A 24,012-nucleotide genomic window follows, 5' to 3' on the forward strand; every position below is an offset into this window, starting at 1 on the left:
TCGGGTAAGGGCATGTTCTTTCCTCTCATCTATCTGCCACATTTACATTTACGTATTCCGTGTAGTTATTGGACTTCAACTTGTTTGGCAGCCTTATCCTACGTACCTGCCTTATGTGATTTCTGTTCGTCGGACCAAGAGTTTGCCTAGGGCTTCCTTCAGATTCCACCTCACGATGGACACCCTTGCCTTTAGCTATGTGTTTCCCACTACCGGGCACACTTAGGACTTTCACCTGTTAGAATATGCTCATGCCGAGCGCACCATAAAAACCCGAGTACTAATGAACTCGGGTTTTTATATTATTTATTCCTCAATTTTTCGCCTTAACATATCGCCCTTAGATAAAGGATAGTCGATTTTAATAAGAATTTCTTCCTTAGGTTGGTTTGCGACATCAATGTCCTCACCTTTTTTATTTTTCATATTGTCAATTTTAAATTCATAAAAATCTGGAGAGTTAGAAAATATTTCTATCTCATCACCTAGAAAAAATCTATTTCTTTGCTCTATCGTAGCTATTTTACTATCTTCATCATAAGCAAGCACAACTCCTATGAAATCATAATTTCTTATATATGATGAATTTTCATAAATTTGATCATTTGCATCAGGTTTCTTATTAAAGAATCCTTTTGTGAAATGTCTGTGACTAGCTTTAGTAATTTCCTTATAATACTTTTTAGCTACATCTTCGTTGAATTTACCATCATAATAAGCGTCTATTGCCTGTCTATAGCTTCTAATTACAGTTGCAACATAGAAAGCCGTCTTCATTCTTCCTTCGATTTTGAAGCTATCTACGCCTATTTCTATCAACTTATCAATCTCATCTAAAAGACAAAGGTCTTTGGAATTCATGATGAAGGTTCCACCCCTACCATCCTCTTCTATAGGATAATATTCACCTGGCCTTGTTTCTTCTTGAATAGAATATTTCCATCTGCATGATTGAGCACAATCACCCCTATTCGCATCCCTTCCTGTCATATAATTAGATAATAGACACCTTCCAGAATATGATATGCACATAGCCCCATGTATGAAGCATTCAATCTCCATATCCTCAGGAGCATTCTTCTTAACTTCCTTTATTTCCTCAAAGGAAAGTTCTCTTGCTAGTATTACCCTCTTAGCCCCCATATCATGCCAAAACTTAACAGTAAAAGAGTTAGTTACTGAAGCCTGTGTGCTAATATGAAGGTCAATATTTGTATGCTCCTTAGATAGTGAAAAAATACCTGGATCAGATATAATTAAAGCATCAACTTTTATAGAGTCCAAATACTCCAGATATTCTACTAGGCCCTTCATGTCTTCATCATGAGGTAATATATTCATTGTAACATGAACTCTTACATTGTTTTTGTGAGCTATTTCTACCGCTTTTTTTAATTCTTCTTTATCGAAATTTTTAGCATTGGCTCTTAATCCAAAGCTATCACCAGCTAGAAATACTGCATCAGCACCAAATTTAATTGCTGCTTCCAATCTTTCCATGTCCCCAGCGGGCGCAAGTAATTCAACTTTCTTATTCATAATTTTTCCCCTTACAACTTATACTTATTCCATCACCAATAGGAATAATTGATGTTATATAATCATTCCTACTAGTAATATAAGCAAGAAATTTCCTTAGTCTTTTGACTATAGTAATCTTTCTTTTTTCAATCAGATCATCATTACAAACTTCACCTCTAAAGAGTATGTTATCGCAAATTATTACTCCACCATCATTGAGGAGATTCTTATCGACATAATCGAAGTAAAATTTATAATTAGATTTATTAGCATCTATAAAAACAAAATCAAAGCCTTGATTTAGATTAGTCAAGGCTTTTTTGGCATCATCATTTATTAAATTGATATTTGCATTATATTTTTCAAAATTATCTCTTGCAATATTTGCCATTTCTTCTGATAACTCAATAGTAGTTATTTTAGCTTGGCTATATTTTTCAAACACTAAAGACGAGTAACCTATTGCAGTTCCCAGCTCTAGAATAGATGAAGGATTTTTCATTTTGACTAAACTTTTCAAAAATTCTTTTGTTTCTACCTTCATAATAGGAACTGAATTTTCTTCTGCAAACTTTCTTAGTTCTAAAAAATCCATGTCTTCTAGCAAATCATCAATAAATGACGTAATATATTCTCTATTTATAGGATTCATTGCTTTCAAGCTCAGAAATAACAGGTAATATCATTGGATCACGTCCAAGTTCATTATAAATATAAGATTTTAAGTCCTCTCTAATCTTATACTTAATTTGACTTATAGCGCGAATGTCTTTGTCAGAACATTTTTTAATTGATCTTAATACAACATCTTTAGCATTTTCAATAATATCTTGATTTTCTTTGACATAGACAAAACCACGAGATACTATTTCAGGACCAGCTAATAGTTGTTGAGTGTGCTTATCAAATGTTAATGATACAACCATTAGTCCATCTTCAGATAAGTGTTTTCTATCTTTTAGGACAATATTTCCAACATCACCAATGCCAGAACCATCTACAAGAATATTTCCTGCTTGAACCCTACCATTGATTGCTCCAGTCTTCTTAGTAAACTCATAAACATCACCATTTTTACCAATGAGGATATTTTCCTTAGCTTGACCCATATCCTCAGCGATTTCTGCGTGTTTTTGAAGTTGTCTTACTTCACCATGGGCAGGTATTAGATATTTTGGTGTTGTTAATTGATACATAAGCTTTATTTCTTCTTGACAAGCATGACCTGAAGCATGAACCTTGGCTAATGACGAATAGATTATCTTACATCCAATTTTGGTTAGGTTGTTAATAGTATTATTAATAGCCATCTCATTTCCAGGTATAGCAGATGAAGATAAGATAACTGTATCTGTTTCGTTTAGATTAATTTGCTTATGTTCCTTATTGGCCATCCTAGTTAGGGCGGATAGGGGTTCACCTTGAGTTCCAGTTGATAGAACTACTATCTCATCGTCAGCATAATTTTTGATATTCTTCATATCTATGATTGTGTTGCTTTTGATTTTTAAATATCCTAATTCACTAGCAATTCTTACGTTATTTAGCATAGATCTACCAGAAAGAGCAACTTTCTTGTTGTATCTTTCTGCTGCATATATAATTTGTTGTACCCTATGCAAGTTTGACGCAAATGTAGCAACTATTATCCTTGATTTAGCCCTTCCAAATATTTGAATAAAGGTGTCACCTACTGTTTTTTCACTTAATGAATAACCTTCTCTTTCAACATTAGTGCTGTCTGCAAATAGAGCTAATACACCCTTTTTACCTAATTCAGCTAACCTTTGTATATCTGTTGGGTCATTGTCTATTGGGGTAAAATCCATCTTAAAATCACCAGTAAATATTACTGTTCCAATAGGTGACTTTACAGCAATAGCACAAGAATCTGGTATAGAGTGACTTACTCTAATGAACTCTGCACTTAATGATCCAGCCTTGACAGTATTATTTACATTAACCATCTTTATCTTATTAGGATTTAGGCCATGTTCTTTAAATTTATTTTCTAGTAGACCCTTTGTTAGCTTAGAACAATACACATTGGTATCTACATTTTTTAGAAAATATGGGATTGCACCTATGTGGTCTTCATGACCATGAGTTACAAAAATCCCCCTTAATTTATTTTTATTTTCCTCTACATAGGTAAAATCTGGTATAACTATATCGACACCAAGCATTTCCGCATCAGGAAAAGTAAGCCCGCAGTCGATCATAATCATATCATTGCCATATTCTACCAATGTACAGTTTTTTCCCACTTCTTGTAATCCACCTAGTGGGATTATCCTTAATTTTTTGTCATTTTGCATTTTTACTCCTTCTTTTTTTGACAATCGGAGCATGTTCCAAAAATCCTCAATGAATAATAATCTAAATCAAAATTAAATTCCTTTTTTAAAGATTCTTTCATTTCATCTTTTGACAAAAATTCTTCTTCAATTATTTTTCCACAACTTGTACATATTATATGATCATGGTGATCATTTTTAGGATCTATAAGCTCATAAGTATAAGCCTGATCTGTAAATTCTTGCTTGTTTACTATACCTAACTCTTCAAATATATTTAAAGTTCTATATATAGTAGCAATACCAACTTGTTTATGTTCAAGGTGAACAGTTGAAAAAAGTTCTTCAGGTGTTATGTGTTTTGCCTCAGAATTTTTCATTGCATTAAAGATAATTTCCCTTTGTTTAGTGAATTTTTGATTATTCTCTTCAAAAATTTTTCTTATTTGATTAGTATTCATCTAGATCTTCTTTCATTTCTTCGTAAATTCCGATGATTTCATCCAATAAATCTTCGTCTTCTATAGTTCTAAATTCAACATCTCCGTTATTTTCAATCACTTCAACTATAAGTATTAAATCATCACCTTTTTGTTTTAAGGCAGCATAATTTGCCTCATCAACTCCGAATGTATCTAATATTTCGAATTCGACTTCATTATCTTCTTCATCAAGTAAAATAATTTTATCCATTTTTTCTCCTATCCAAATATGTTTGTAGTATGAAAGTTGCAGCTATTTTGTCGATGTATTTTTTACGATTTTCACGTCTTACATCCATGTCAATTAGCACTGCTTCTGATTGAATAGTAGTCATTCTCTCATCTTGATAGACAATTTCTATGTCTACTTGTTTTTTTATAAGATCAACAAAGCTCATGACTCTCATTGCTTGAGGGCCAATAGTATTGTTCATATTCTTAGGCAGACCAACTACAATTAATTCAACATCATTATCATTGATTATTTCTCTTAGTCTTTCTATATCTGAACTGGCATTTTTTCTTTTAATCGTTTCTAGACCATTAGCTAGCAAAAACATAGGGTCACTAAGAGCAACCCCAATTGTTTTATTACCAACATCTAGACCCATTATTCTACTCATTAATATATTTCTCTAGTAATTCTTCAAGTATTCTGTCACGGTCTACTGTTCTTATTAACTTTCTAGCACCACCATGGGCTGTAATGTAAGTTGGATCGCCTGATAATAAATAGCCTACTATTTGACCTGTTGGCTTATAGCCCTTATCTTCTAGTGCTTTATATACTGTTGTCAATATCTCTCTAATATCTTTTTCTTGATCTTTATCTGCTTTAAATAGCATGGTCTCATTGAAGTTATTCTTATCAGTCATAATATCTCCTTTAAATTATTTCACTGACTTTTTTCAAAGCTTCATCAAGCTTAGAAATATTTTTTCCTCCAGCTTGAGCAAAGTTCTTTTTGCCACCGCCGTTACCACCAGTAATTTGTGCGATTTCCCTTACAATTTTGCCAGCATTATACTTATTAGTTAAATTATCATCTACTGAAACTGTAAATACTATTTTATCGCTTACTGACGCAAATACTATAATTAGATTGTCGAATGAATTTTTGATCCTATTTTCATAATCACGTAATTCATCCATAGGAACATTATCAAACTTCTTGACTAATAAATTTATACCCTTTATTTCTTTTACATCTGCTTTCAATTCGTTAACAATATCCGAACTGTTGTTAGATTTTAGTCTGCTGATATCTTTCTTATAATTTTCTATTTCATTTTCAAGGCTTTCTATCCTATTAATTATTGTAGAAACATTTGTATTTAGCTTACTTGCAATTACTTTTAAGCTATTTTCAGATTTTGTTAATAGTTCATAAGCTTTTCTACCAGTAACAGCTTCAATTCTTCTAACTCCGGCAGAAACTGATGTTTCTTGGTTAATCTTAAACATTAGAATATCACTTGTATAATTTACATGGCAACCACCACATAATTCTTTAGAATAATCTCCCATAGAAACTACCCTAACCTTATCCTTATATTTATCTTCAAATAAACCAATAGCACCCATTTGTTGAGATTGTTTATAATCAACAATTTCTTTGGTAACTAATTCTTGTTTAGCTATTTGTCTGTTGACTATATCTTCAACTTCTTTGATTTCTTCCTTGGTCATAGCTTTGTTATAAGAGAAGTCAAATCTTAATTTATATTCATCTACTAGAGATCCTGCTTGTTTTATACCTTCTCCCAAAACATCCCTTAAAGCTTGGTCAAGTAAGTGGGTAGCTGAGTGGTTTCTTTGAATATCAAATCTCCTATCCCTATCCACTTCAAATGTTGCGATTTGGCCCTTAGTAATTTCGCCACTTAAAACTTCTACATAATGGAAATATATGTCTTTTTGTTTTTGAACATCTATAACCTTAGCTCTGAAAGAATTGTTAAAAATTATTCCTGTATCAGCGACTTCACCACCAGCTTCAGCATAAAATGAAGTCTTATCACTTATTATTATACCATTATTTCCTTCACTTATCGAAGAAGCTTCACTATTTTCTTCAAATATATCCAATATTTCTGCCTCGATAGCAAGCTTATCATATCCAATAAATTCAGTTTTAGCCAATCCATCTGTGTTAATATTATCTAATGACCAACCAGCATCTTTTTTCCTAGCATCCCTTGCTGTTTGCTTTTGAATTTGCATTTGATCATTAAAGGTTTTTTCATCAACATCTAAATCTTTTTCTTCCAAGATTTCTTTTGTCAAATCCAATGGAAAACCATAAGTATCATATAGTTTGAAAGCTTCTTTTCCGTCTAATAGTTTGCCATGCACTCTTTCTATAGCATCAATTAATGAATTGAGTCTTTCAAGTCCTTGGTCAATAGTCTTTTGGAATCTTTCTTCTTCATCTCTAATTATATCTTTAATCTTATCTCTATTAGTTTCTAGTTCATCATATTCGACTTTGTAAGTATCTATTACCTTATCTACAATCTTTGTTAAAAACTCTCCATCTATTCCTAGTAGCTTGCCGTGCCTATAAGCTCTTCTAATTAATCTTCTTAGAACGTAGCCTCTTTTTTCGTTAGATGGAATGACCCCATCGCATACTAGAAATGTCATAGCCTTTGAATGATCGGCAATTACTCTTATTGATACATCGTCTTTCTTATTTTCTTTGTATTTCTTATTAGCTAGTTTTTCAATTTCTGAGATAATTGCTGCCATTACGTCTACTTCAAAAATATTATCTTTATTTTGAAGTACCATAGCAATTCTTTCAAGGCCCATTCCAGTATCAATATTAGGATGAGAAAGTGGTGTGTAGTTTCCTTGAGCATCCTTATTGAATTGTGTGAATACTAAGTTCCAAACCTCCATAAACCTATCTGAATTATCATTACCTGGTTTATTATCATTCTCATCTATAGCTCTATCAGCTCCCCTGTCAACAAATATTTCTGAACAAGGTCCGCAAGGTCCAACCTCTAGTTCCCAGAAGTTATCTTCTTTGCCTTCTCTAAGAATTCTTTCACTAGCAATACCTATATGCTCATGCCAAATATTATAGGCTTCATCATCTTCCTTAAATACAGTAACCCACAAATCATCCTTAGAAATCTCAAGTTCTTTTGTCAAAAATTCGTAAGCCCAAGAAATTGCTTCCTTTTTAAAATAATCTCCAAAAGAAAAGTTACCCAACATTTCAAAGAAAGTCCCATGACGCTCAGTCTTACCAACTCTTTCTATATCTGCAGTTCTAACACACTTTTGAGAAGATGTAGCTCTATTATTCTTCATTTTCTTCTCACCAGTAAAGTATTTCTTTAGAGGAGCCATTCCTGCATTAATTAACAACAATGAATCATCATCTATAGGAATTAATGGAAACGACTTTAAGAGAGTGTGTCCCTTTTTATTTCCAAAAAAATTCAAATATTTGCTTCTTAATTCGTTCATACCTAAGTTTTTCATCTTTTTACCTCAAACTTCCTGATTAATTATATTTTTTAAACTTATTGAATCGATTGCTTCATTTAATACTTTATCAATTTTATCGAAGACATAATAAGCATCGCACTTATCATCGCAATTAACATCTCCGCTAACACAATCACTTATTGTTATATTGCCTTCTAGCACTCTAAGAATATCACCAACTGTTAGCTCATCAAGGTCTCTAGTTATCTTATAGCCACCCTTAGGTCCTCTAGCCGATGAAATTAATCCTTCTTTTTTTAAGAGTCTTATTAATTGTTCCAAGTAATTTTCGGATAAATTTAATTTATCACTAATTTCTGATACAGAAATATATCCCCTAGAACTGTTACTAGCTAAATAACACATAGCCCTTAAACCATACCTGCCTCTTGTAGATAATTTCATTATATTTCACCTATACTGTAATCAAATCTTTTAAGGCTTCAAAATACTTATCGCCTATACCTCTAATATTTTTAATATCTTCAATTTTTTCAAATCTATTTTTCTTTCTATACTCAATAATAGATTCAGCTCTTTTGTCACCAATATTTGGCAGAGTCATCAATTCTTCCTTACTAGCAGTATTAATATTAATTAAGGCAGATTTCACACTAGTTTGTCCACTTTTGACTTGATTAGAATCATTGTTTTCCTCTGAATTGTCTTCATTCTTGTTAGGTATGTAAATTTTCATCTGATCTTCTAATCTTTCAGCAAGATTTAGTGTTTTATCATTCGCCTGATCAGTCATACCACCTGCTTTTTTAATCAAATCCTCAAGTCTTTCTCCATCTTCAATCTCATAAACTCCAGGATTTTTAATTTCACCTGAAATATAAACTTTCTTATCGAGTTTTTCTTTAGGGACTTTCTCAACAGCTTCGTGCTTTTGACTTTTATCATCTGTTTGTTCTAGGTCATTTTGATCTTCTATGTTTATTTGTTCAGACTTATTAAAAAGCCCAGTAACATCTTTAGAATATAAAAAATTTGCAAGCAATAAAAAAACTGCAATTATTAATCCATATATAATCTTATCTTTTTTATCCTCAGACATAAAATACTCCTAGAAGGATTTGGGAGATTATTTCTCCCACAAATTATCTAAATCATAGAATTGTCTATTTTTTATCGTGAAGATGTGAACAATAATATCTCCAACATCAAGGAGAATCCATTCACCTTCTCTCAAGCCTTCTTTAGAAATTAAAGAATATCCTTCTTTTTCTAAATCATCTTCAATATAATCCGCCAAGGCCCTTGTTTGATTAATACTAGCACCACTTGCTAATACAAATGTATCAGCGATTGAAGAGCCTTCAAGATTTATCACCTTTACATCTTCAGCTAATTTATCGTCTAATGTTTTTAATATTATATCTAGCTTATCCATTTTTCTCCCTTATTAAATAATTTCTTGCACTGATAGTTAAAGGATTAATAAAACTATCAATGTCAATTAAGTACTTTATATTATGATTCAAGCACGCTAAAATACCTTCATCTAAATTTTCAAAAGCTTTTTTTCTAATATCTTCTACGCCAGGATAAGATCGAGCCTCTTCTATCGCATCTGCTATAAATACAATTTTTTCTAAATCGGTCATATTTTCTTTACCAGTCGTATGATATTTGATAGCTTCAAGTACATCCTTATCTTTTACATTATACACTTTTTTTGCTACTTCTGCTCCTAAAAAAGAATGAACTACTGGCATAGAATTCCTGATATCCACTTCTTTTGGCAAATCAACATCAAATTCTTTCAGATACTTTTCTTCGTTATATTTCGCACAATCATGTAGAAAGCAAGCTAATTTAACTTTTTCCTTATCAATTTTCATATTTTTCGATAATTCTAAGGCACATGCTATTACTCTTAAGCTATGTTTATATCGTTTTTCTCCAATATCATTAATTAATTTTGCTTTGTATTTATCATAATCAAACATATAAACCTCTTTTTTCGATAATATATTTAACATTATCACTAACTAGATACTTTATGCTTAGCCTATCCTTGACCAATTGTCTTATAAGAGTTGATGAAATATTAATATTCAAATTATTAATGAGGAAAATATTTGGATTGTCTTTTCTGATTTCATCTACTTTTCTAACCAATTCACTATCTTTATCTATATTGCTTCTAGTAAAAACTATTATTTTTTCACCTAAAATATCCTTGTAATTCTTCCAGGTATCAATAGTTAGGAAAGAATCTTCACCCATGATATAGAAAACATCATCTTTGTTAAATTTTTCCTTAAAGTATCTAATTGTTTCATGGGTATATCTTATAGTATCATCTGTTGACTCAAAAGTAGAAAGGACAATTTTATCATTGTCCTTTATAGCTTCACTAACCATTTCTACTCTAATATTAGTATCGGTCTTTTTCTTGTTTTTCTTGTGTGGAGGATTAGAACTTGGAAGAATAATAACTTTGTCAAGCTTCATAAAGTTAATTGCGTTTTCTATTACAATTAGGTGTCCTGTATGAATGGGATCGAAAGTCCCTCCATATAGTCCAATTCTCATTATAGTCCGTACTTATTGTCTTCGTTTTTTCTATATAAGGTAAAAATGGAACCTAAATGTGATATAAATTCAGAAGAGGTCTTATCAATTATAGTATCTATAATTTCATCTTGATCATCCATATTATTATTTAGGATTTTGATTTTAATAAGCTCTCTTGCTTGAAGTGCTTCATCAATAGCTTTAATTAAATCATCAGTTACTGAAAATTTACCTATATTTATAATCGGTTTAAAATCGTGGGCTTCTTGTTTAAGAAAAGCTCTTTGTTTACCTGTTAACATCTTGCCTCCTATTCGTAGTATTCAAATACCAAGTCTCCAAAAGCAACACTGTCGCCCTCTTGGATACCCATTTCTTTCAATTTATCAAAAACTTCCATCTCTCTAAGAGTTTTTTCAAAGTACATCTTTCCATCATAATCGTCTAAATCTACTTTTTCTAGAAGTTTATCAACTCTCTTGCCATCTACAACGTAAATATCATTTTCTTTTCTAAAGTTTAAATCAAATTCAATTTCTTTGTCGTAATATTGGTTCAAGAAATCATTATCTACCTCTTCCATCGGATCAAACTCTTTGATTTTACTATTAGCCAATAGTTCTGATACAGCATCTATCAACTCTTTTATACCTGTTGTTGTTGCTGCCGATATTTTATAGATATCATATTTATCAGAAAACTCCTTTATAAATGATGAAGCATTATCATTAAAGTCCAAATCAGACTTATTTAAAGCTATAAGCATTGGTTTTTCGGCCAATTTTTCATTATATAGTTTTAGCTCCTCATTAATCATATTAAAATCATCTATAGGATTTCTACCCTCAATTCCAGAAATATCTACAAGATGAACCAAAACTCGACATCTTTCGATGTGCTTTAAGAAATCATGACCTAAGCCATTTCCTTCATTAGCTCCCTCAATAAGACCTGGTATGTCCGCTACTATAAAAGACCTTTCGCTATCTATATTAACAACACCTAGATTAGGATCTATAGTTGTAAAGTGATAGTTAGCAATTTTAGGTTTCGCCTTGCTAATTACAGAGATCAAGGTAGACTTACCAACATTTGGAAGTCCTACTAAACCAACGTCTGCTAAAATCTTTAGCTCAAATATTAGTTCAATTTCTTGGCCAGCCCTTCCTTTTTCAGCAAATCTTGGAGCTTGCCTGATAGAGTTTTTAAAATGAACATTACCTCTACCACCTCTGCCTCCTTTAGCTATAATAAATTCCTCACCATCTTCATTCAAGTCTTTTATTATTACCTTGCTTTCAGCTTCTCTTACTAAAGTCCCTACAGGAACTTTTATTATTAAATCTTCGCCTTTTTTACCAAATTTTTTGCTTTTACCACCAGCTTCACCATTTTGAGCCTTATATTTAGTTTTATATCTAAACTCATCAAGGGTAGATAGATTTCTAGTAGCTTTTATTATTATTGAACCACCATCGCCACCATCGCCACCAGCTGGTCCGCCATTTGGTTCATACTTTTCTCGTCGCCAAGCAACGGCTCCGTTTCCGCCATCACCTGCTTTAAGACTTACTCTTGCGTAGTCAATCATATTTATATCCTCTCATAAAAAAAGGCTTGCCAATTGGCAAGCTGTGACTTCTAAGCGATATCTGCTTTGTCGTAAACAGAAACTTGTTTTCTGTTTCTTCCTTTTCTTTCGAATTTAACAACACCTTCACATGAAGCATAAAGAGTATCATCAGCACCCTTTTTAACATTGTTACCTGGGTGGATTTTTGTTCCTCTTTGTCTAACTATGATTGTTCCAGCGTTAACAAATTGTCCATCACTTCTTTTAACACCTAGTCTTTTAGCATTAGAATCTCTACCGTTCTTTGAAGAAGAAACTCCTTTTTTGCTTGACAATCTTTGTAAATTTATATTTAATATCATTTCATGTCTCCTTATAATTTAATTTTACGTAATCGCTATAATTACCTAGCAAAGTCTCCACACCCGTTGCGAAATAGTCAAAAACCACATCAATTTCATCATTCTTATCTGGACTAAAAAGTCTTAATAAGTCACCATCATCTACAAATTCAACCTCTGTAGCATACTTATCAAGTGTATTGACGCAAGCATAAGCTAATATCGTAACTGCTGAGCAAACTATATCGCTGCCATGCTCAGCAAAATCAGCATGGCCTCGTATTTCAAATCCTACTTTTCTTTCTTTATCGACTAACAAACTAACATTAATCATTAAAGATTTATGCTATCAATTTTTACTAAAGTATAAGGTTGTCTGTGACCGTGTTTTTTTCTGTATTGTTTTTTAGGTTTGTATTTGAATACAACAATCTTCTTATCTTTATTTTGATCTTCAACTGTTGCTGTAACCTTTGCGTTTTCAATTACTGGAGAACCTACTTTAACTTCGTCTCCTGAAACTAAAAGTACTTGGTCAAATTCAACGGTGTCGCCAACTTCGTATGGGAGTTTTTCAACTCTTACTAAGTCACCTTCTGATACTTTGTATTGTTTTCCACCTGTTTTAATTATTGCGTACATGGAAACCTCCTATTACTAAAATTCTCGCCAGTGTTGGGGATCAGTACCCGGACTGAGCGGTTTACTGATTCATAATACTATTAAAAGCTGTTTTTGTCAAGCTATTTCTATAATTTCCATACTATCTATGGCTTCATTTTCTAATTTTTCTATATCAAGATTTTCTTCTGATTTTTGTATATATTTTAGCTTTGGTTTTGTAACTGGTAAATCTGGAGCGAAAATTGAACAACAATCGTCGAAAGGCTCAATAGCTTTTTCATATGCTTCAATTTTTTCACAAATTTCAATTATGTCTTTCTTATCCATAGCAATCAATGGCCTTAGTATTGGTAGGCTGCTTGATTCATTAATAACTGAGACTGATTCTATAGTTTGACTTGCTACTTGGCCAAGACTCTCACCTGTAATTAAAGCTTGATATTCATATTTTTCTGATATCTTGTTGGCTATTCTCATCATAAACCTACGAGATAAGATTGTCGTTTCTCTTCTTGGGCAATTTTTACTTATAGCCTTATAGATTTCTGCAAGATTTACAGAATAAACTGTCATCTTTCCTGTATAAGCTGATAAGATTTTTGCAAGATCCATTGCCTTCTGATGAGCTCTTTTTGATGTAAAAGGATAGGAGTGAAAATGTATAGCATTTATATTCATACCTCTTTTTGCCATCAAGTATCCCGCTACTGGTGAATCAATTCCTCCTGATAAGAGTAGTAAACCTTCACCACTAGAGCCTAATGGTAGGCCTCCAAGTCCCTTAATTCTTCTAATATAAATGTAGGCAGATGATTTTATATCAATAAAAACTGTAAAATCCGGCTTATGAATATCAACTTTCAAATCTTTAAACTCTGCCAAGATATCTCCACCTATTTCTGCACTAAGTTTAGGAGAAGTTAGACTAAAGGATTTATCTGTTCTTTTGCTTTCTACCTTAAAAGTTAAACCCTGATCCATCTTATAGTATTTGATTAATTGTATGCTTGTTCTGCTAATATCTTCAATTGTCTTCTCGCATTTGACAACTTCTGAAATATATGCTATTCCAAATACTTTTTTAATCTCTTTTATTAGACTATCAAACTTATCTTTATCTGCCTTAATATATAGCTTTGAAGATTCGGTATACATATCATAATAGCCAATCTCTCTTATATTTCTTTTAATATTATTTGTAGCTGTCTTGTAAAAAACATTCCTATTCTTACCCTTTAGAAATATTTCTCCAAAACTTATTGCTAATAAGTGCTCCATCACATAAACTCCCTTATCATTTCAATTCCACTTTTTAGAACATCTGCTGTTTTATCCAAGTCTTCAAAACTTATGTATGAAGAAAAAGAAAACCTAATAGCTCCATCAATATATGCCTTATCAAGATCAATAGCCCTTAAAATTCTATTATCTTCTCCCTTAGAGCATGCCGAGCCAGATGATACATAAATCTCAGAATCCTCCAAATAATGAACTAAGACTTCTGCCTTTATATTTTTAAAAGCAACATCTAGAATATATGGCGAGCTATCATTTTCTGGACTTATAATATAAGAATCGCTTATATGACTATTAATCTTTTCTCTAAGATAGGAATTAAGTTTTTGGATATAAGCATATTCCTTATCAACTGTTTGTTTTTTAATGGCAACTCCAGCCGCATATATAGCCTGGTGATTATCAGTTCCGGAAGAGATAACTTGTTGTCTTCCGCCATAGATAATAGGTTTAATTTTTGCTATGAATTTATTACTAATATAAAGACCACCAACTCCCTTAGGCCCATGGAACTTATGGGCACTAAAACTCATTATGTCACAAGATAATTTAGCGACATTGCAATCAATTTTGCCAAGAGCTTGGGTCGCATCTATATGTAGACAAATATTTTCGTCATAGTCTTTAATAATTTTACTAATTTTTTCAATATCCTGTATTGTTCCTATTTCGTTATTAACATAAATTATTGAAACTAGTTTTATATTATCATTTAACTTATTCTTTAAATCTTCTAGGTCTATAAAGCCATACTTATCATTTTTTAAATAGATAACTTTTTTATATTTATAATTATTGAAAGCATCAAAAACTGAGGAATGTTCGATACTAGTTGTTATAGCCGTATTTTCCAAAGAAGCAAAAGAAGAGATTACTATATTATTTGATTCGCTAGCACCCTTGGTAAAATATATCTCATTTTCCTTAGCATTAATGACTTTAGCGAATATTTTCTTAGTCTCTTTTATTAAATTTTCCGATTCCATTCCGAAGGAATGAATAGAAGATGAATTAGCATAGAAATTCTCTGCCACATCTATTTCCGCTTCTATAGCCTCTTTGTACATTTTAGTTGTTGCTGCATTATCTAAGTATATCATGACTTACTCCTTAACTTCTATATTATATTATAACCCCTGACAATTACAAATAATAGTATAATAATAACATGATTACCTTTAAGAAAAGATATTATAGTAAAAATTTAAAAGAAAACGAAATGATTTTAGATATTGAAACGACTGGTCTAGATTCTAGAGTAGATAAATTAGTCCTTCTCGGTCTTATAGAAAAAAATTATGACAAGACATATATAGTCCAATACTTTGCCCAAAATGACGACGAAGAAGAAAGGCTTCTTAAAATATATCTTAAAAAAATCAAAAATAATACACTAGTTACCTATAATGGAGATACTTTTGACCTTGCTTTCTTAAACAATAGACTTATAGATCATAAGTTATTCCCAGTCTTAGTAGATTGTGTAGACCTGTTGAAAGTTGTAAAAAAATATAGGAAATTTTTCGACTTTGATTCTTTAAAATTAACAGATATAGAAAAACTCGTAAATTTTCATAGAGACGACCCTTCAAGATACAAGAGTATAAGTAAGTTAATTAATGATACTGATAAGAGAGATAGACCATATCCAATTATGAAACACAATGAAAATGATTTAATAGCTACAGAGCTTATAAGAAATATTGAATCCTACTTTATTGAAAAATTAAGTATAGAAACAAAATACTCAACAATATCCTTGCTGGATTCCTATATTAATAATGACATAGCAAATCTCAAATTCAAAAGCGACAAGACCATGGATTCGGCTTACTTTTATGGTGATAATTACGAACTTGTTATAGACGGGCAAGAAATTATAATTAATCTTCAAGTTTTATACGGACGTTTTAATAGTAAATCGACAGGTTATGTTTCTATCAATAATTTTAATATTGTAAATTCTTCGATGACAAAGGTCGATGAACATTTCCTTATCATTAAAGAAAAATATACTTACACTTATTTAAACATCCTAAAATTAGCTAAAAAAATAATTGAGAATCACTTATGATTCTCAATTTGCCAATCAATTTCTTTCATATTATTATCTCTCAAGAATTTATTTGTCTTAGAAAACACCTTAGATCCAAAGAATCCCCTATAAGCTGAAAGCGGAGAGGGATGGGCTGAAGTTAGAATTAAATGCCTTCGATTATTTATAAGTTTTGTCTTTGATCGTGCATTCGCTCCCCAAAGGATAAATACTATTGGTTTTTCTCTTTGATTTAGAAGGGCTATAATCCTGTCCGTAAGTTTTTCCCACCCCCTATCCTTATGAGAATTAGGTGATTTTTCTCTAACCGTAAGGACAGTATTCAAAAGTAGAACACCTTGCTTAGCCCATTTTGTAAGATTACCATTATCTGGTATGAAAAGACCCAAGTCATCACGCAATTCCTTGTATATATTTAAAAGTGATGGTGGTATTGGGACATCCTTCTTTACCGAAAAAGAAAAACCATGAGCTTGACCCCTTCCGTGGTAAGGGTCTTGGCCTAGGATTACAACCTTTACATCTTCATAAGCCACATATTTTAGAGCATTAAATATATCATACATATCTGGATAGATATTATAATTTCTATACTCTCTAATCAAAAATTTTCTTAAATCTTGATAATAAGGCTTATCCCATTCATCTTTTAGAAGCTTATCCCAATCATTACCTATCTTTACGGTCATTTGATTTTTCTCCATGAAGCATAATATAAATGATCATAAGTCCACATCCGACAGTTACAAATATATCTGCTACATTAAAAACTGGGAAATTCACAAAAGAAAATTCTATAAAATCAACAACGTAAGCTTGGAAAAGTCTATCATAAAAATTCCCAATTGCTCCAGAAATAATCATAGCCATGGCTATATTTAAGATAGGTGGATTTTTTTTAATATTCTTTACGAAATAATAAATCAAATAAAGAACAATGCTTATGGTTAAGATTACAAACAAGATTCTTTTATCTTGTAATATACCAAAAGCTGCTCCCCTATTTTCTAAGTATGTGAGATTAATCAATTTACTTTCTATTGGATTAACCATTAAATTCTTGACTGCATAAATTTTCGTGAGTCGGTCAAGCACTATACCCACAACAATAATTAAAAAATATATCATAATAATTTCCTATACACTATGTGATAGTTACCCTTCTTACTTAGGCCAGTAACCTCATCAAATATAAAACGACCTTCTTTTCTTACAGATATAAGACTAGCTTCACTAACCTGATAAGAAGGGTCAACAATAATTTGATGGTCGACTTTAACCATCCTACCAGTTATTAAGACTTTAGCCCTAGATCTTGAGCAATTAAGAATTTGCGAAATAATATTATCCAACCTTAATGAAGATACGAATCCACTTGAAGATGAGAATTCGGATTCTTTTAGGAGCAATCGTCCATCTTCCTTAATATGTATATCAATACTTTCATTTTTGATTTTCGATAGATTATATTTAACAAAATTCGCTTCGCTAGCAAGGAGGGCGAACTCTACTTTTCCATCTAAAACGGAAATATCTCCAATACTTTCTCTATCCAGACCCAGACTAATAAGAGCTCCTAACACATCTGGATGCTTTATATCTTTGCAATTAAAGCTTAAAATTTCTATATAATCATGAAGATTTAGTGGCAGATAGTAATAATTCGCCACAAATATCTTTCGCTCTGCTTCTGAGTGTCCCCCAATAAAAGTAAGGTCGATATTGTTTTTTTTAGCAATACTTTCAATCACTTCCCTTTCGTAAGGATCTAAGAAAAAGCTTGAAAGCTCGTTTCTACTATAAAAAGCTCTTTCTAGTATAGAGATAGCTTTTTTAATTGTAGATTTTTTTGACTTATCTTTAATAAAATTTAAGTTATATTCTAAACTCATAAAAAAGAAAGATCGATTTTTTAGATCGATCTATAGTTGATTATAGTTTCCTTCAGATATTTGATCAGTCACAGCTGGATCTATTTCTACACCATTAGGACTGATAACAAATATTCCTTTTGTAACTTTTTCAACAGTTCCATTTAATGCATAAATAGCACCGCTAACAAAATCAAATATTTGTCTTCTCATGTCTGCTTCAACCATCTCTAGGTTTAAAACCACAACTTTTTTGTTTAAGATATCATCAATAACTTTTGGGGCATCTGTTTCATAATCTAGTGGTTCTTGAATTGAAATCCTAACAGAGCCTGTTGCTTGAAAATTCTTATCTGTCATATTAACTATATTATCTCCTCTTCTTGATGATCTTGTATTTCTAAATGATGATGTAGTACTCTTAAAACTATCTGTAAATGATGGCTTGTAGGTACTTATATTATCATCAGCTTTGTAATCACTGTCTGAGAAGAATGAACCATAAGTTTCTTTCTTTTCGGATTTTTCTTCCTTCTCAGATTTTCCGCTATCTTGCTTAGATTCCTCTAAATCATCGTAGTATAATTGATCTTCATCATAATCATCATACTTATCATCAATACCTATAAATTCCTTAAACCTTTCTAGCATAATTACTTCCTTTGCATTTTTTCATATTTCTACTTATATTATAACTTATATTAGAAAATTTTTCGAATTTAATATTCATTTTTTAAATCTCTACCCATTAAATCTTTGACTGATTCATTAGGAGATTTTCCATTAAATAGAACTTCATAGATTTCTTTGGTTATTGGCATATCAATATTATGTTTTTTAGAAATTTCATATACCACTTTAGTAGTAGGAATTCCTTCCACAACCATTTTTATCTTACAAGCTACATCCTCTAGGCTATATCCCTCACCGATTAGCCTTCCAGCCCTATTATTTCTAGAATGCTTGCTTGTAGCTGTAACAATAAGATCTCCTATTCCAGAAAGGCCATTAACAGTTTTATCTTTAGCTCCAAAATACTTAGCAAATCTTTCCATCTCGTGGATACCCCTTGTTATTAAAGCAGCCTTTGCATTATCCCCATAGGACAAGCCATCAGCCATTCCTATACCAAAAGCTAATATGTTTTTGATACTAGAAGCAATCTCAACACCGATAAGGTCTGTTGAAGTATAAACCCTGAAGTAATCCCTATTAAATATTTCTTGTATATCTTTAGCTAAATTAATATCATCAGATGCACAAACCACTGTAGTAGGCATCTTCTTAATCACTTCTTCTGCATGAGATGGCCCACTAACAATCGCATAAGCAAGGTTTCCAAAAATTTCTTTAAATATTTCTGAAATCCTCAAATGACTATCCATCTCTAGCCCTTTTGAAAGATTAATGATAACTTTCTCATCAGTTATAAAATCACTTAAACTTTCATATACTGATCTAATGTTTTGAGTTGGTATAGCATTGATTATATACTTATTCCTAAATACATCTTTAATATTATTGCTTGCTTTTACATTTTTATTTAATTGTACCTCTGGAAAATACTTCAAGTTACAATGATTATGATTAATAGATTCGACTACATCTCTATCCCTTGCAAAAATTAAGACATCTTCTTTATCGCTTAATAAGTTTGCAATAGCTGTTGCCCAAGATCCTCCACCTACTATAGAAATTTCCATATCACTCCTAAAATATCTTTTTCTCTTCACCAAGTTTAAGTCTTTTAATATTATCTTTGTGTTTGTAAACAACCAACATTGCAATCAGTGATACAGCAAGAGATAAATAAGCATACCTATAATTAAACAATACAAGGATCGCTGCAATTATAGCTGTAATTATAGATGCTAAAGAAACTATCCTAAATACCAAAACTATGGCTATGAAAATGACCAATAGCATTAAGGCTAGTTTAAAATCTATAGCAAGTATGGCACCGAAGGATGTTGCAACACCCTTACCAGATTTAAAATGAAGGAATATGCTATACATATGACCTATAACAACAAAAAATAAGCTAACTGCTTGACCTAAGTCAGCACCTAATTTTTTTCCTATTATACAGGCTATGGTTCCCTTCAAGAAATCAAACAAAAATGTTAGAAATCCTGCTCTTCTACCAAAATTCCTCAAGGCATTTGTTGCTCCTACATTACCTGATCCAAGTTTTCTAATATCAGTCTTAAAGAATATTTTCCCTACAATATAACCAAATGGCAAGGAGCCTAGCAAGTACGAAATTATAGCTATTATAATAATCATATCACTCACCTTTTTGTTTAAATACAAAACTAAATGGAACACCTACAAGGCTGTAGTTTTGTCTGATTTGATTCTCCAAATATCTATTGTATGAAAAATGAACTAGTTCTCTATCGTTAATTGAAAGCATAAACTTTGGTGGAGCTGTTGATACTTGTGATATATAGTAAATTTTAAGTCTCTTGCCCTTATCTTGTGGTGGTGGATTTAGTAAAATTGCATCTTGAAGAATGTTATTTAAAACTCCTGTTTTTATTCTAGTATGGTAATTATTTGAAACAATCTCAAACAATTCTAGAAGCCTATCAATCCTGTTATTTTCTAAAACTGATATAAAGACAATCGGTGCATATGGAGCAAAAGATAGTTTTTCTCTTATATCTTTTTCCATGTTTTTCATCGTATTAGTGTCTTTGTCAACCAAATCCCACTTATTTACTGCTATAATTATCGCCTTTTTGTTGTTGTGAGCATAACCGGCAATCTTTGCGTCTTGTTCAGTTACTCCGACATTTGCATCAATTAAGAACAAACAAATTTCTGCACTATCAACTGCATCGAAGGTCCTCTGGTTGGCATAATACTCTACGCTTTCTTTAACCTTGGACTTTCTTCTTAGGCCTGCAGTATCTATAAGTACATAATTATTTCCATTATAGGTCCAGTAGCTATCAACAGCATCCCTGGTCGTCCCAGCAATATCAGTAACTATCATTCTTTCTTCATTCAAAAGCAAATTCACCAAAGATGATTTTCCTGCATTTGGTTTCCCAATTATTGCAATTCTTGTTTCATCTTCGATTTTTTCATAGGCTTCAAAATCTATATATGAAACTATTTTATCAAGCAAATCTCCCAAGCCCTTACTTTGTTCAGCTGAAATCATAAGCAAATCATCAAAACCAAATTGATAAAAATCATATATCTCATCTGGCATTTTGAAAGAATCTATTTTGTTTGCAACTATAATTACAGGCTTGTTGTACTTTCTAACTTCATTTGCTATATCAACATCATGAGGGTTTGGACCTTCTCTTCCGTCAACTACAAATAAAACTAAATCAGTTTCTAGCAAGGCTTTTTCAACTTGTGACTTGACTTCAGCATTCATTATTTCCTTATTAGAAATATCAAGGCCACCAGTATCTACTAAAAGAAACTCCTTGTTTTGCCATTCAACTTTATCTACTATTCTATCTCTAGTCACTCCTGAAATGTCTTCAGTGATGGACTTTCTCTTTCCAACTAATCTGTTGAAGAGAGTACTTTTCCCTACGTTAGTCCTACCAACCAGGGTTACAATCGGCATAGCCATAATTAACCTCCATAAACTGGAAACTACTAGTTAAATTAAAGTTTTTTCCTAGTAAAAACAAAATCCCAGTAAATTTAATTTTAGCTTGTATCTACATATTAATAGTAGATGTGTCTTAGCTTTTTAAATCCTTTAGAATTAAGAATTAGATTTTTCTAACTCTCATTAGCTTTTTATCTTTAACTTTTTTGTCTAATTTCTTTATGAAGAACACAGATATTGTTAAAAATATCAATACAAATATTAAAGTCAACAAGTTAGAATCCATTCCTGTATTTTTAAGAAAAACATTTGGAATAATAGCTCCTACTAACATCATGACAACAGGAAATATATAAACAAAGGCTGTTAATTTTGTAACCTCGCTTGAGGAACCTTCGATTATAACTTTATCCCCTTTTTTGATATCTTCATAAGAAAATACTTGTATCTCCGTAGTTTTCTTCTCGGCACATGTCCCTCTCGCAGCACATGCACCGCAGGCACCATTCCTAAATATTTGTACAGTCAAATTTCCATTATCATTTTCTAGAACGATTCCTTCTTTTCGAACTGTATCCATATGAATTACCTTAATTTTATATTAAGTTCTTTTAGGGCTTTCTCGTCAACAATACTTGGTGCTTCTGTTAAAGGACAAGTAGCAGATTGTGTCTTTGGGAAAGCTATTATATCTTTAATATTTTCTGTCTTAGCAAAAAGCATTACAAGTCTATCTAGTCCATAAGCTAGTCCAGCATGTGGTGGTGTTCCATATTGAAGGGCTTCAATAAAGAATCCAAATTTATTCTTTATATCTTCTTCAGATAGCTTTAAAGCTTCAAAAACTTTTTCCTGGAGATCTGAGTTGTTGATTCTTACAGAACCGCCACCCATTTCATCACCATTTATTACTATATCGTAGGCTTGAGTTCTAACCTTTTCAGGCTCTGTCAACAATAGATCTATATCTTCTTCGTTAGGCATAGTGAATGGATGGTGTTGAGCAACATACCTGTCTTCCTCTTCGCTATATTCAAACATTGGGAAATTTACTACCCAACAAAGGGCAAATTCTTTTTCTATTAAGTTATTGTCTTTTGCAACTTTACGTCTTAGTGCTCCCATGGCATCTAATACTACTTTGTTTTTATCTGCTGCCAAAAGAATTAAATCTCCATCTTCGATAGCAAGTTTTTCTTTAAGATTTGCTAACACTTCATCAGTTAAGAATTTTTTAATAGATGATTGAACTTCATCTGAATACTTAATATATGATAAACCCTTCAAACCATAATCCTTGACAAAATCTGTTAACTTGTCAAGTTGTTTTCTTGAATAGTTATCGGCAATAGCCTTAAAATTAATAGCTCTTACAGACTTACCATCGCTTGTATTATCGGCAAAGACCTTAAAATCAGAATCTTTGAAAATCTCGCTTACATCTTGGATTTTATATCCATATCTTAAATCAGGTTTATCTGATCCATATGAATTAATAGCTTCTGAGTAATCCATCCTATCAATAGGTAATTTTAGGTCATAATCAGTGTACTTATCGAATAATTCTTTTAGTAAACCTTCATTCATAGCTATAACATCATCTTGGTCTGAAAAGCTCATTTCCATATCTAGTTGGGTAAATTCTGGTTGTCTATTTGCTCTCAAGTCTTCATCCCTAAAACATTTAACAACTTGGAAATATCTATCTAAAGATCCTATCATTAGTATTTGTTTTAGTAATTGAGGAGATTGAGGAAGGGCATAGAACTTTCCTTCGTTAATTCTTGAAGGTACAAGATAATCTCTAGCTCCCTCAGGAGTTGGCTTTGTCAAAAATGGAGTCTCAACCTCTGTAAACTCATTATTGTACATATACTCTCTTATAGTTCTTACTATATCACTTCTTAACTTTAAGTTTCTTTGTACTGAAGCTTTTCTAAGATCAAGATATCTATACTTTAATCTTAAATTCTCGCTAACATCATCATCGTCTTTGATATAGATTGGTGGTGTTTTAGCCCTATCTAAGATATTAATCTTATCAGCTATTATTTCTATTTCTCCAGTTGCTATATCTGGATTCTTAGACTCCCTTTCATGTACTGTTCCCTTTACTTCAAGTACATATTCTTGTGCTAGGGAACGTGCCTTTTCGTAATTGTCCTTATCTTCATCTCTTACTACAATTTGAGTAATACCTGTCTTATCCCTTAAATCTATAAATACAAGAGATCCTAGATTCCTTTTTTTGGCAACCCAACCCATTAATACAACAGAATCACCAACATTTTCTACTCTAAGATCTCCACACATATTTGTTCTTTTAAATTCCATACT

The 24,012-nt window shown here is 31.8% G+C and carries 30 protein-coding genes; 1 reads left to right on the top strand and 29 read right to left on the bottom strand.

Annotated elements, in window-relative coordinates; all coding sequences use genetic code 11:
* Positions 1–306 precede the first annotated feature (306 nt).
* From HMPREF0077_RS01015 to HMPREF0077_RS01110, 20 genes are all read right to left on the bottom strand, one after another.
* Positions 307–1,539, bottom strand: a complete 1,233-nt coding sequence (locus HMPREF0077_RS01015; RefSeq protein ID WP_004835981.1) for a peptidase U32 family protein — start codon at positions 1,537–1,539, stop codon at positions 307–309.
* Positions 1,532–2,173, bottom strand: a complete 642-nt coding sequence (locus HMPREF0077_RS01020; protein ID WP_004835982.1) for an O-methyltransferase — start codon at positions 2,171–2,173, stop codon at positions 1,532–1,534. Before HMPREF0077_RS01020 ends, HMPREF0077_RS01015 begins: the two co-directional genes overlap by 8 nt.
* A complete protein-coding gene (locus tag HMPREF0077_RS01025) occupies positions 2,157–3,839 on the bottom strand; it encodes a ribonuclease J (protein ID WP_040349207.1) in 1,683 nt (560 codons plus the stop codon). The genes HMPREF0077_RS01020 and HMPREF0077_RS01025 overlap by 17 nt, the downstream gene beginning before the upstream one ends.
* Before the next feature lie 2 nt (positions 3,840–3,841).
* The gene (locus HMPREF0077_RS01030; RefSeq protein ID WP_004835984.1) at positions 3,842–4,279 is read right to left on the bottom strand and encodes a Fur family transcriptional regulator; all 438 of its coding nucleotides are present in this window, start codon (positions 4,277–4,279) and stop codon (positions 3,842–3,844) included.
* Positions 4,269–4,511 (bottom strand): DUF1292 domain-containing protein, encoded by a 243-nt coding sequence (locus HMPREF0077_RS01035; protein ID WP_004835985.1) that lies wholly within the window; start codon positions 4,509–4,511, stop codon positions 4,269–4,271. Before HMPREF0077_RS01035 ends, HMPREF0077_RS01030 begins: the two co-directional genes overlap by 11 nt.
* Complete coding sequence (ruvX, locus tag HMPREF0077_RS01040) at positions 4,504–4,923, bottom strand: Holliday junction resolvase RuvX (protein ID WP_004835986.1); 420 nt, start codon at positions 4,921–4,923, stop codon at positions 4,504–4,506. The genes HMPREF0077_RS01035 and ruvX overlap by 8 nt, the downstream gene beginning before the upstream one ends.
* On the bottom strand, positions 4,916–5,176 hold the full coding sequence (locus tag HMPREF0077_RS01045) for an IreB family regulatory phosphoprotein (protein WP_004835987.1): 261 nt from the start codon (positions 5,174–5,176) through the stop codon (positions 4,916–4,918). The genes ruvX and HMPREF0077_RS01045 overlap by 8 nt, the downstream gene beginning before the upstream one ends.
* Positions 5,177–5,186: 10 nt before the next feature.
* A complete protein-coding gene (gene alaS / locus HMPREF0077_RS01050; RefSeq protein WP_004835988.1) occupies positions 5,187–7,799 on the bottom strand; it encodes an alanine--tRNA ligase in 2,613 nt (870 codons plus the stop codon).
* Positions 7,800–7,808: 9 nt separating this feature from the next.
* Positions 7,809–8,210 carry an RrF2 family transcriptional regulator gene (locus HMPREF0077_RS01055; protein WP_004835989.1) on the bottom strand — a complete coding sequence of 134 codons (402 nt, stop codon included), beginning with the start codon at positions 8,208–8,210 and terminating at the stop codon, positions 7,809–7,811.
* Positions 8,211–8,220: 10 nt separating this feature from the next.
* Positions 8,221–8,865, bottom strand: coding sequence for a DUF655 domain-containing protein (locus HMPREF0077_RS01060; RefSeq protein WP_004835990.1), 645 nt, complete (start codon positions 8,863–8,865; stop codon positions 8,221–8,223).
* Between the two features lie 27 nt (positions 8,866–8,892).
* Complete coding sequence (gene rsfS, locus HMPREF0077_RS01065; RefSeq protein WP_004835991.1) at positions 8,893–9,201, bottom strand: ribosome silencing factor; 309 nt, start codon at positions 9,199–9,201, stop codon at positions 8,893–8,895.
* Positions 9,194–9,760 carry a bis(5'-nucleosyl)-tetraphosphatase (symmetrical) YqeK gene (yqeK, locus tag HMPREF0077_RS01070; RefSeq protein ID WP_040349209.1) on the bottom strand — a complete coding sequence of 189 codons (567 nt, stop codon included), beginning with the start codon at positions 9,758–9,760 and terminating at the stop codon, positions 9,194–9,196. The genes rsfS and yqeK overlap by 8 nt, the downstream gene beginning before the upstream one ends.
* Positions 9,753–10,349, bottom strand: coding sequence for a nicotinate (nicotinamide) nucleotide adenylyltransferase (gene nadD, locus HMPREF0077_RS01075; protein ID WP_004835993.1), 597 nt, complete (start codon positions 10,347–10,349; stop codon positions 9,753–9,755). The genes yqeK and nadD overlap by 8 nt, the downstream gene beginning before the upstream one ends.
* Positions 10,349–10,633, bottom strand: a complete 285-nt coding sequence (gene yhbY, locus HMPREF0077_RS01080) for a ribosome assembly RNA-binding protein YhbY (RefSeq protein WP_004835994.1) — start codon at positions 10,631–10,633, stop codon at positions 10,349–10,351. The genes nadD and yhbY overlap by 1 nt, the downstream gene beginning before the upstream one ends.
* An 8-nt stretch (positions 10,634–10,641) precedes the next feature.
* Positions 10,642–11,922, bottom strand: coding sequence for a GTPase ObgE (obgE, locus tag HMPREF0077_RS01085; protein WP_004835995.1), 1,281 nt, complete (start codon positions 11,920–11,922; stop codon positions 10,642–10,644).
* A gap of 50 nt (positions 11,923–11,972) precedes the next feature.
* Positions 11,973–12,266 carry a 50S ribosomal protein L27 gene (rpmA, locus tag HMPREF0077_RS01090; protein WP_004835996.1) on the bottom strand — a complete coding sequence of 98 codons (294 nt, stop codon included), beginning with the start codon at positions 12,264–12,266 and terminating at the stop codon, positions 11,973–11,975.
* 1 nt (position 12,267) lies between these two features.
* A complete protein-coding gene (locus HMPREF0077_RS01095) occupies positions 12,268–12,579 on the bottom strand; it encodes a ribosomal-processing cysteine protease Prp (protein ID WP_004835997.1) in 312 nt (103 codons plus the stop codon).
* Positions 12,579–12,887, bottom strand: coding sequence for a 50S ribosomal protein L21 (gene rplU, locus HMPREF0077_RS01100; RefSeq protein ID WP_004835998.1), 309 nt, complete (start codon positions 12,885–12,887; stop codon positions 12,579–12,581). Before rplU ends, HMPREF0077_RS01095 begins: the two co-directional genes overlap by 1 nt.
* A 96-nt stretch (positions 12,888–12,983) precedes the next feature.
* The gene (thiI, locus tag HMPREF0077_RS01105; protein ID WP_004835999.1) at positions 12,984–14,147 is read right to left on the bottom strand and encodes a tRNA uracil 4-sulfurtransferase ThiI; all 1,164 of its coding nucleotides are present in this window, start codon (positions 14,145–14,147) and stop codon (positions 12,984–12,986) included.
* A complete protein-coding gene (locus HMPREF0077_RS01110) occupies positions 14,147–15,265 on the bottom strand; it encodes a cysteine desulfurase family protein (RefSeq protein WP_004836000.1) in 1,119 nt (372 codons plus the stop codon). The genes thiI and HMPREF0077_RS01110 overlap by 1 nt, the downstream gene beginning before the upstream one ends.
* Positions 15,266–15,384: 119 nt before the next feature.
* On the opposite strand from HMPREF0077_RS01110, the gene HMPREF0077_RS01115 reads away from it, so the two are divergent.
* A complete protein-coding gene (locus HMPREF0077_RS01115) occupies positions 15,385–16,239 on the top strand; it encodes a ribonuclease H-like domain-containing protein (RefSeq protein WP_248596422.1) in 855 nt (284 codons plus the stop codon).
* Here the strand turns inward: HMPREF0077_RS01115 and HMPREF0077_RS01120 are convergent.
* The 9 genes from HMPREF0077_RS01120 to aspS form a co-directional block, all read right to left on the bottom strand.
* Positions 16,230–16,910 (bottom strand): uracil-DNA glycosylase, encoded by a 681-nt coding sequence (locus HMPREF0077_RS01120; protein WP_040349211.1) that lies wholly within the window; start codon positions 16,908–16,910, stop codon positions 16,230–16,232. The two genes, HMPREF0077_RS01115 and HMPREF0077_RS01120, sit on opposite strands and share 10 nt — an antisense overlap.
* The gene (gene lspA / locus HMPREF0077_RS01125) at positions 16,891–17,349 is read right to left on the bottom strand and encodes a signal peptidase II (protein WP_004836003.1); all 459 of its coding nucleotides are present in this window, start codon (positions 17,347–17,349) and stop codon (positions 16,891–16,893) included. The genes HMPREF0077_RS01120 and lspA overlap by 20 nt, the downstream gene beginning before the upstream one ends.
* Positions 17,346–18,113 (bottom strand): YlmH/Sll1252 family protein, encoded by a 768-nt coding sequence (locus tag HMPREF0077_RS01130; protein WP_004836004.1) that lies wholly within the window; start codon positions 18,111–18,113, stop codon positions 17,346–17,348. Before HMPREF0077_RS01130 ends, lspA begins: the two co-directional genes overlap by 4 nt.
* 30 nt (positions 18,114–18,143) lie before the next feature.
* The gene (locus HMPREF0077_RS01135) at positions 18,144–18,743 is read right to left on the bottom strand and encodes a cell division protein SepF (protein WP_004836005.1); all 600 of its coding nucleotides are present in this window, start codon (positions 18,741–18,743) and stop codon (positions 18,144–18,146) included.
* A gap of 68 nt (positions 18,744–18,811) precedes the next feature.
* Entirely contained in the window at positions 18,812–19,795 is a 984-nt protein-coding gene (locus HMPREF0077_RS01140) for an NAD(P)H-dependent glycerol-3-phosphate dehydrogenase (RefSeq protein ID WP_040349212.1), read from the bottom strand.
* 7 nt (positions 19,796–19,802) lie between these two features.
* On the bottom strand, positions 19,803–20,378 hold the full coding sequence (gene plsY / locus HMPREF0077_RS01145) for a glycerol-3-phosphate 1-O-acyltransferase PlsY (protein ID WP_040349214.1): 576 nt from the start codon (positions 20,376–20,378) through the stop codon (positions 19,803–19,805).
* A 1-nt stretch (position 20,379) separates the two neighbouring features.
* Positions 20,380–21,693 carry a ribosome biogenesis GTPase Der gene (gene der, locus HMPREF0077_RS01150; RefSeq protein WP_004836008.1) on the bottom strand — a complete coding sequence of 438 codons (1,314 nt, stop codon included), beginning with the start codon at positions 21,691–21,693 and terminating at the stop codon, positions 20,380–20,382.
* A 145-nt stretch (positions 21,694–21,838) separates the two neighbouring features.
* Entirely contained in the window at positions 21,839–22,255 is a 417-nt protein-coding gene (locus HMPREF0077_RS01155; RefSeq protein WP_004836009.1) for a SoxR reducing system RseC family protein, read from the bottom strand.
* Positions 22,256–22,260: 5 nt separating this feature from the next.
* A complete protein-coding gene (aspS, locus tag HMPREF0077_RS01160) occupies positions 22,261–24,009 on the bottom strand; it encodes an aspartate--tRNA ligase (protein ID WP_004836010.1) in 1,749 nt (582 codons plus the stop codon).
* Positions 24,010–24,012: the final 3 nt, after the last annotated feature.

The organism is Anaerococcus tetradius ATCC 35098 (assembly GCF_000159095.1).
Lineage (GTDB): Bacteria > Bacillota > Clostridia > Tissierellales > Peptoniphilaceae > Anaerococcus > Anaerococcus tetradius.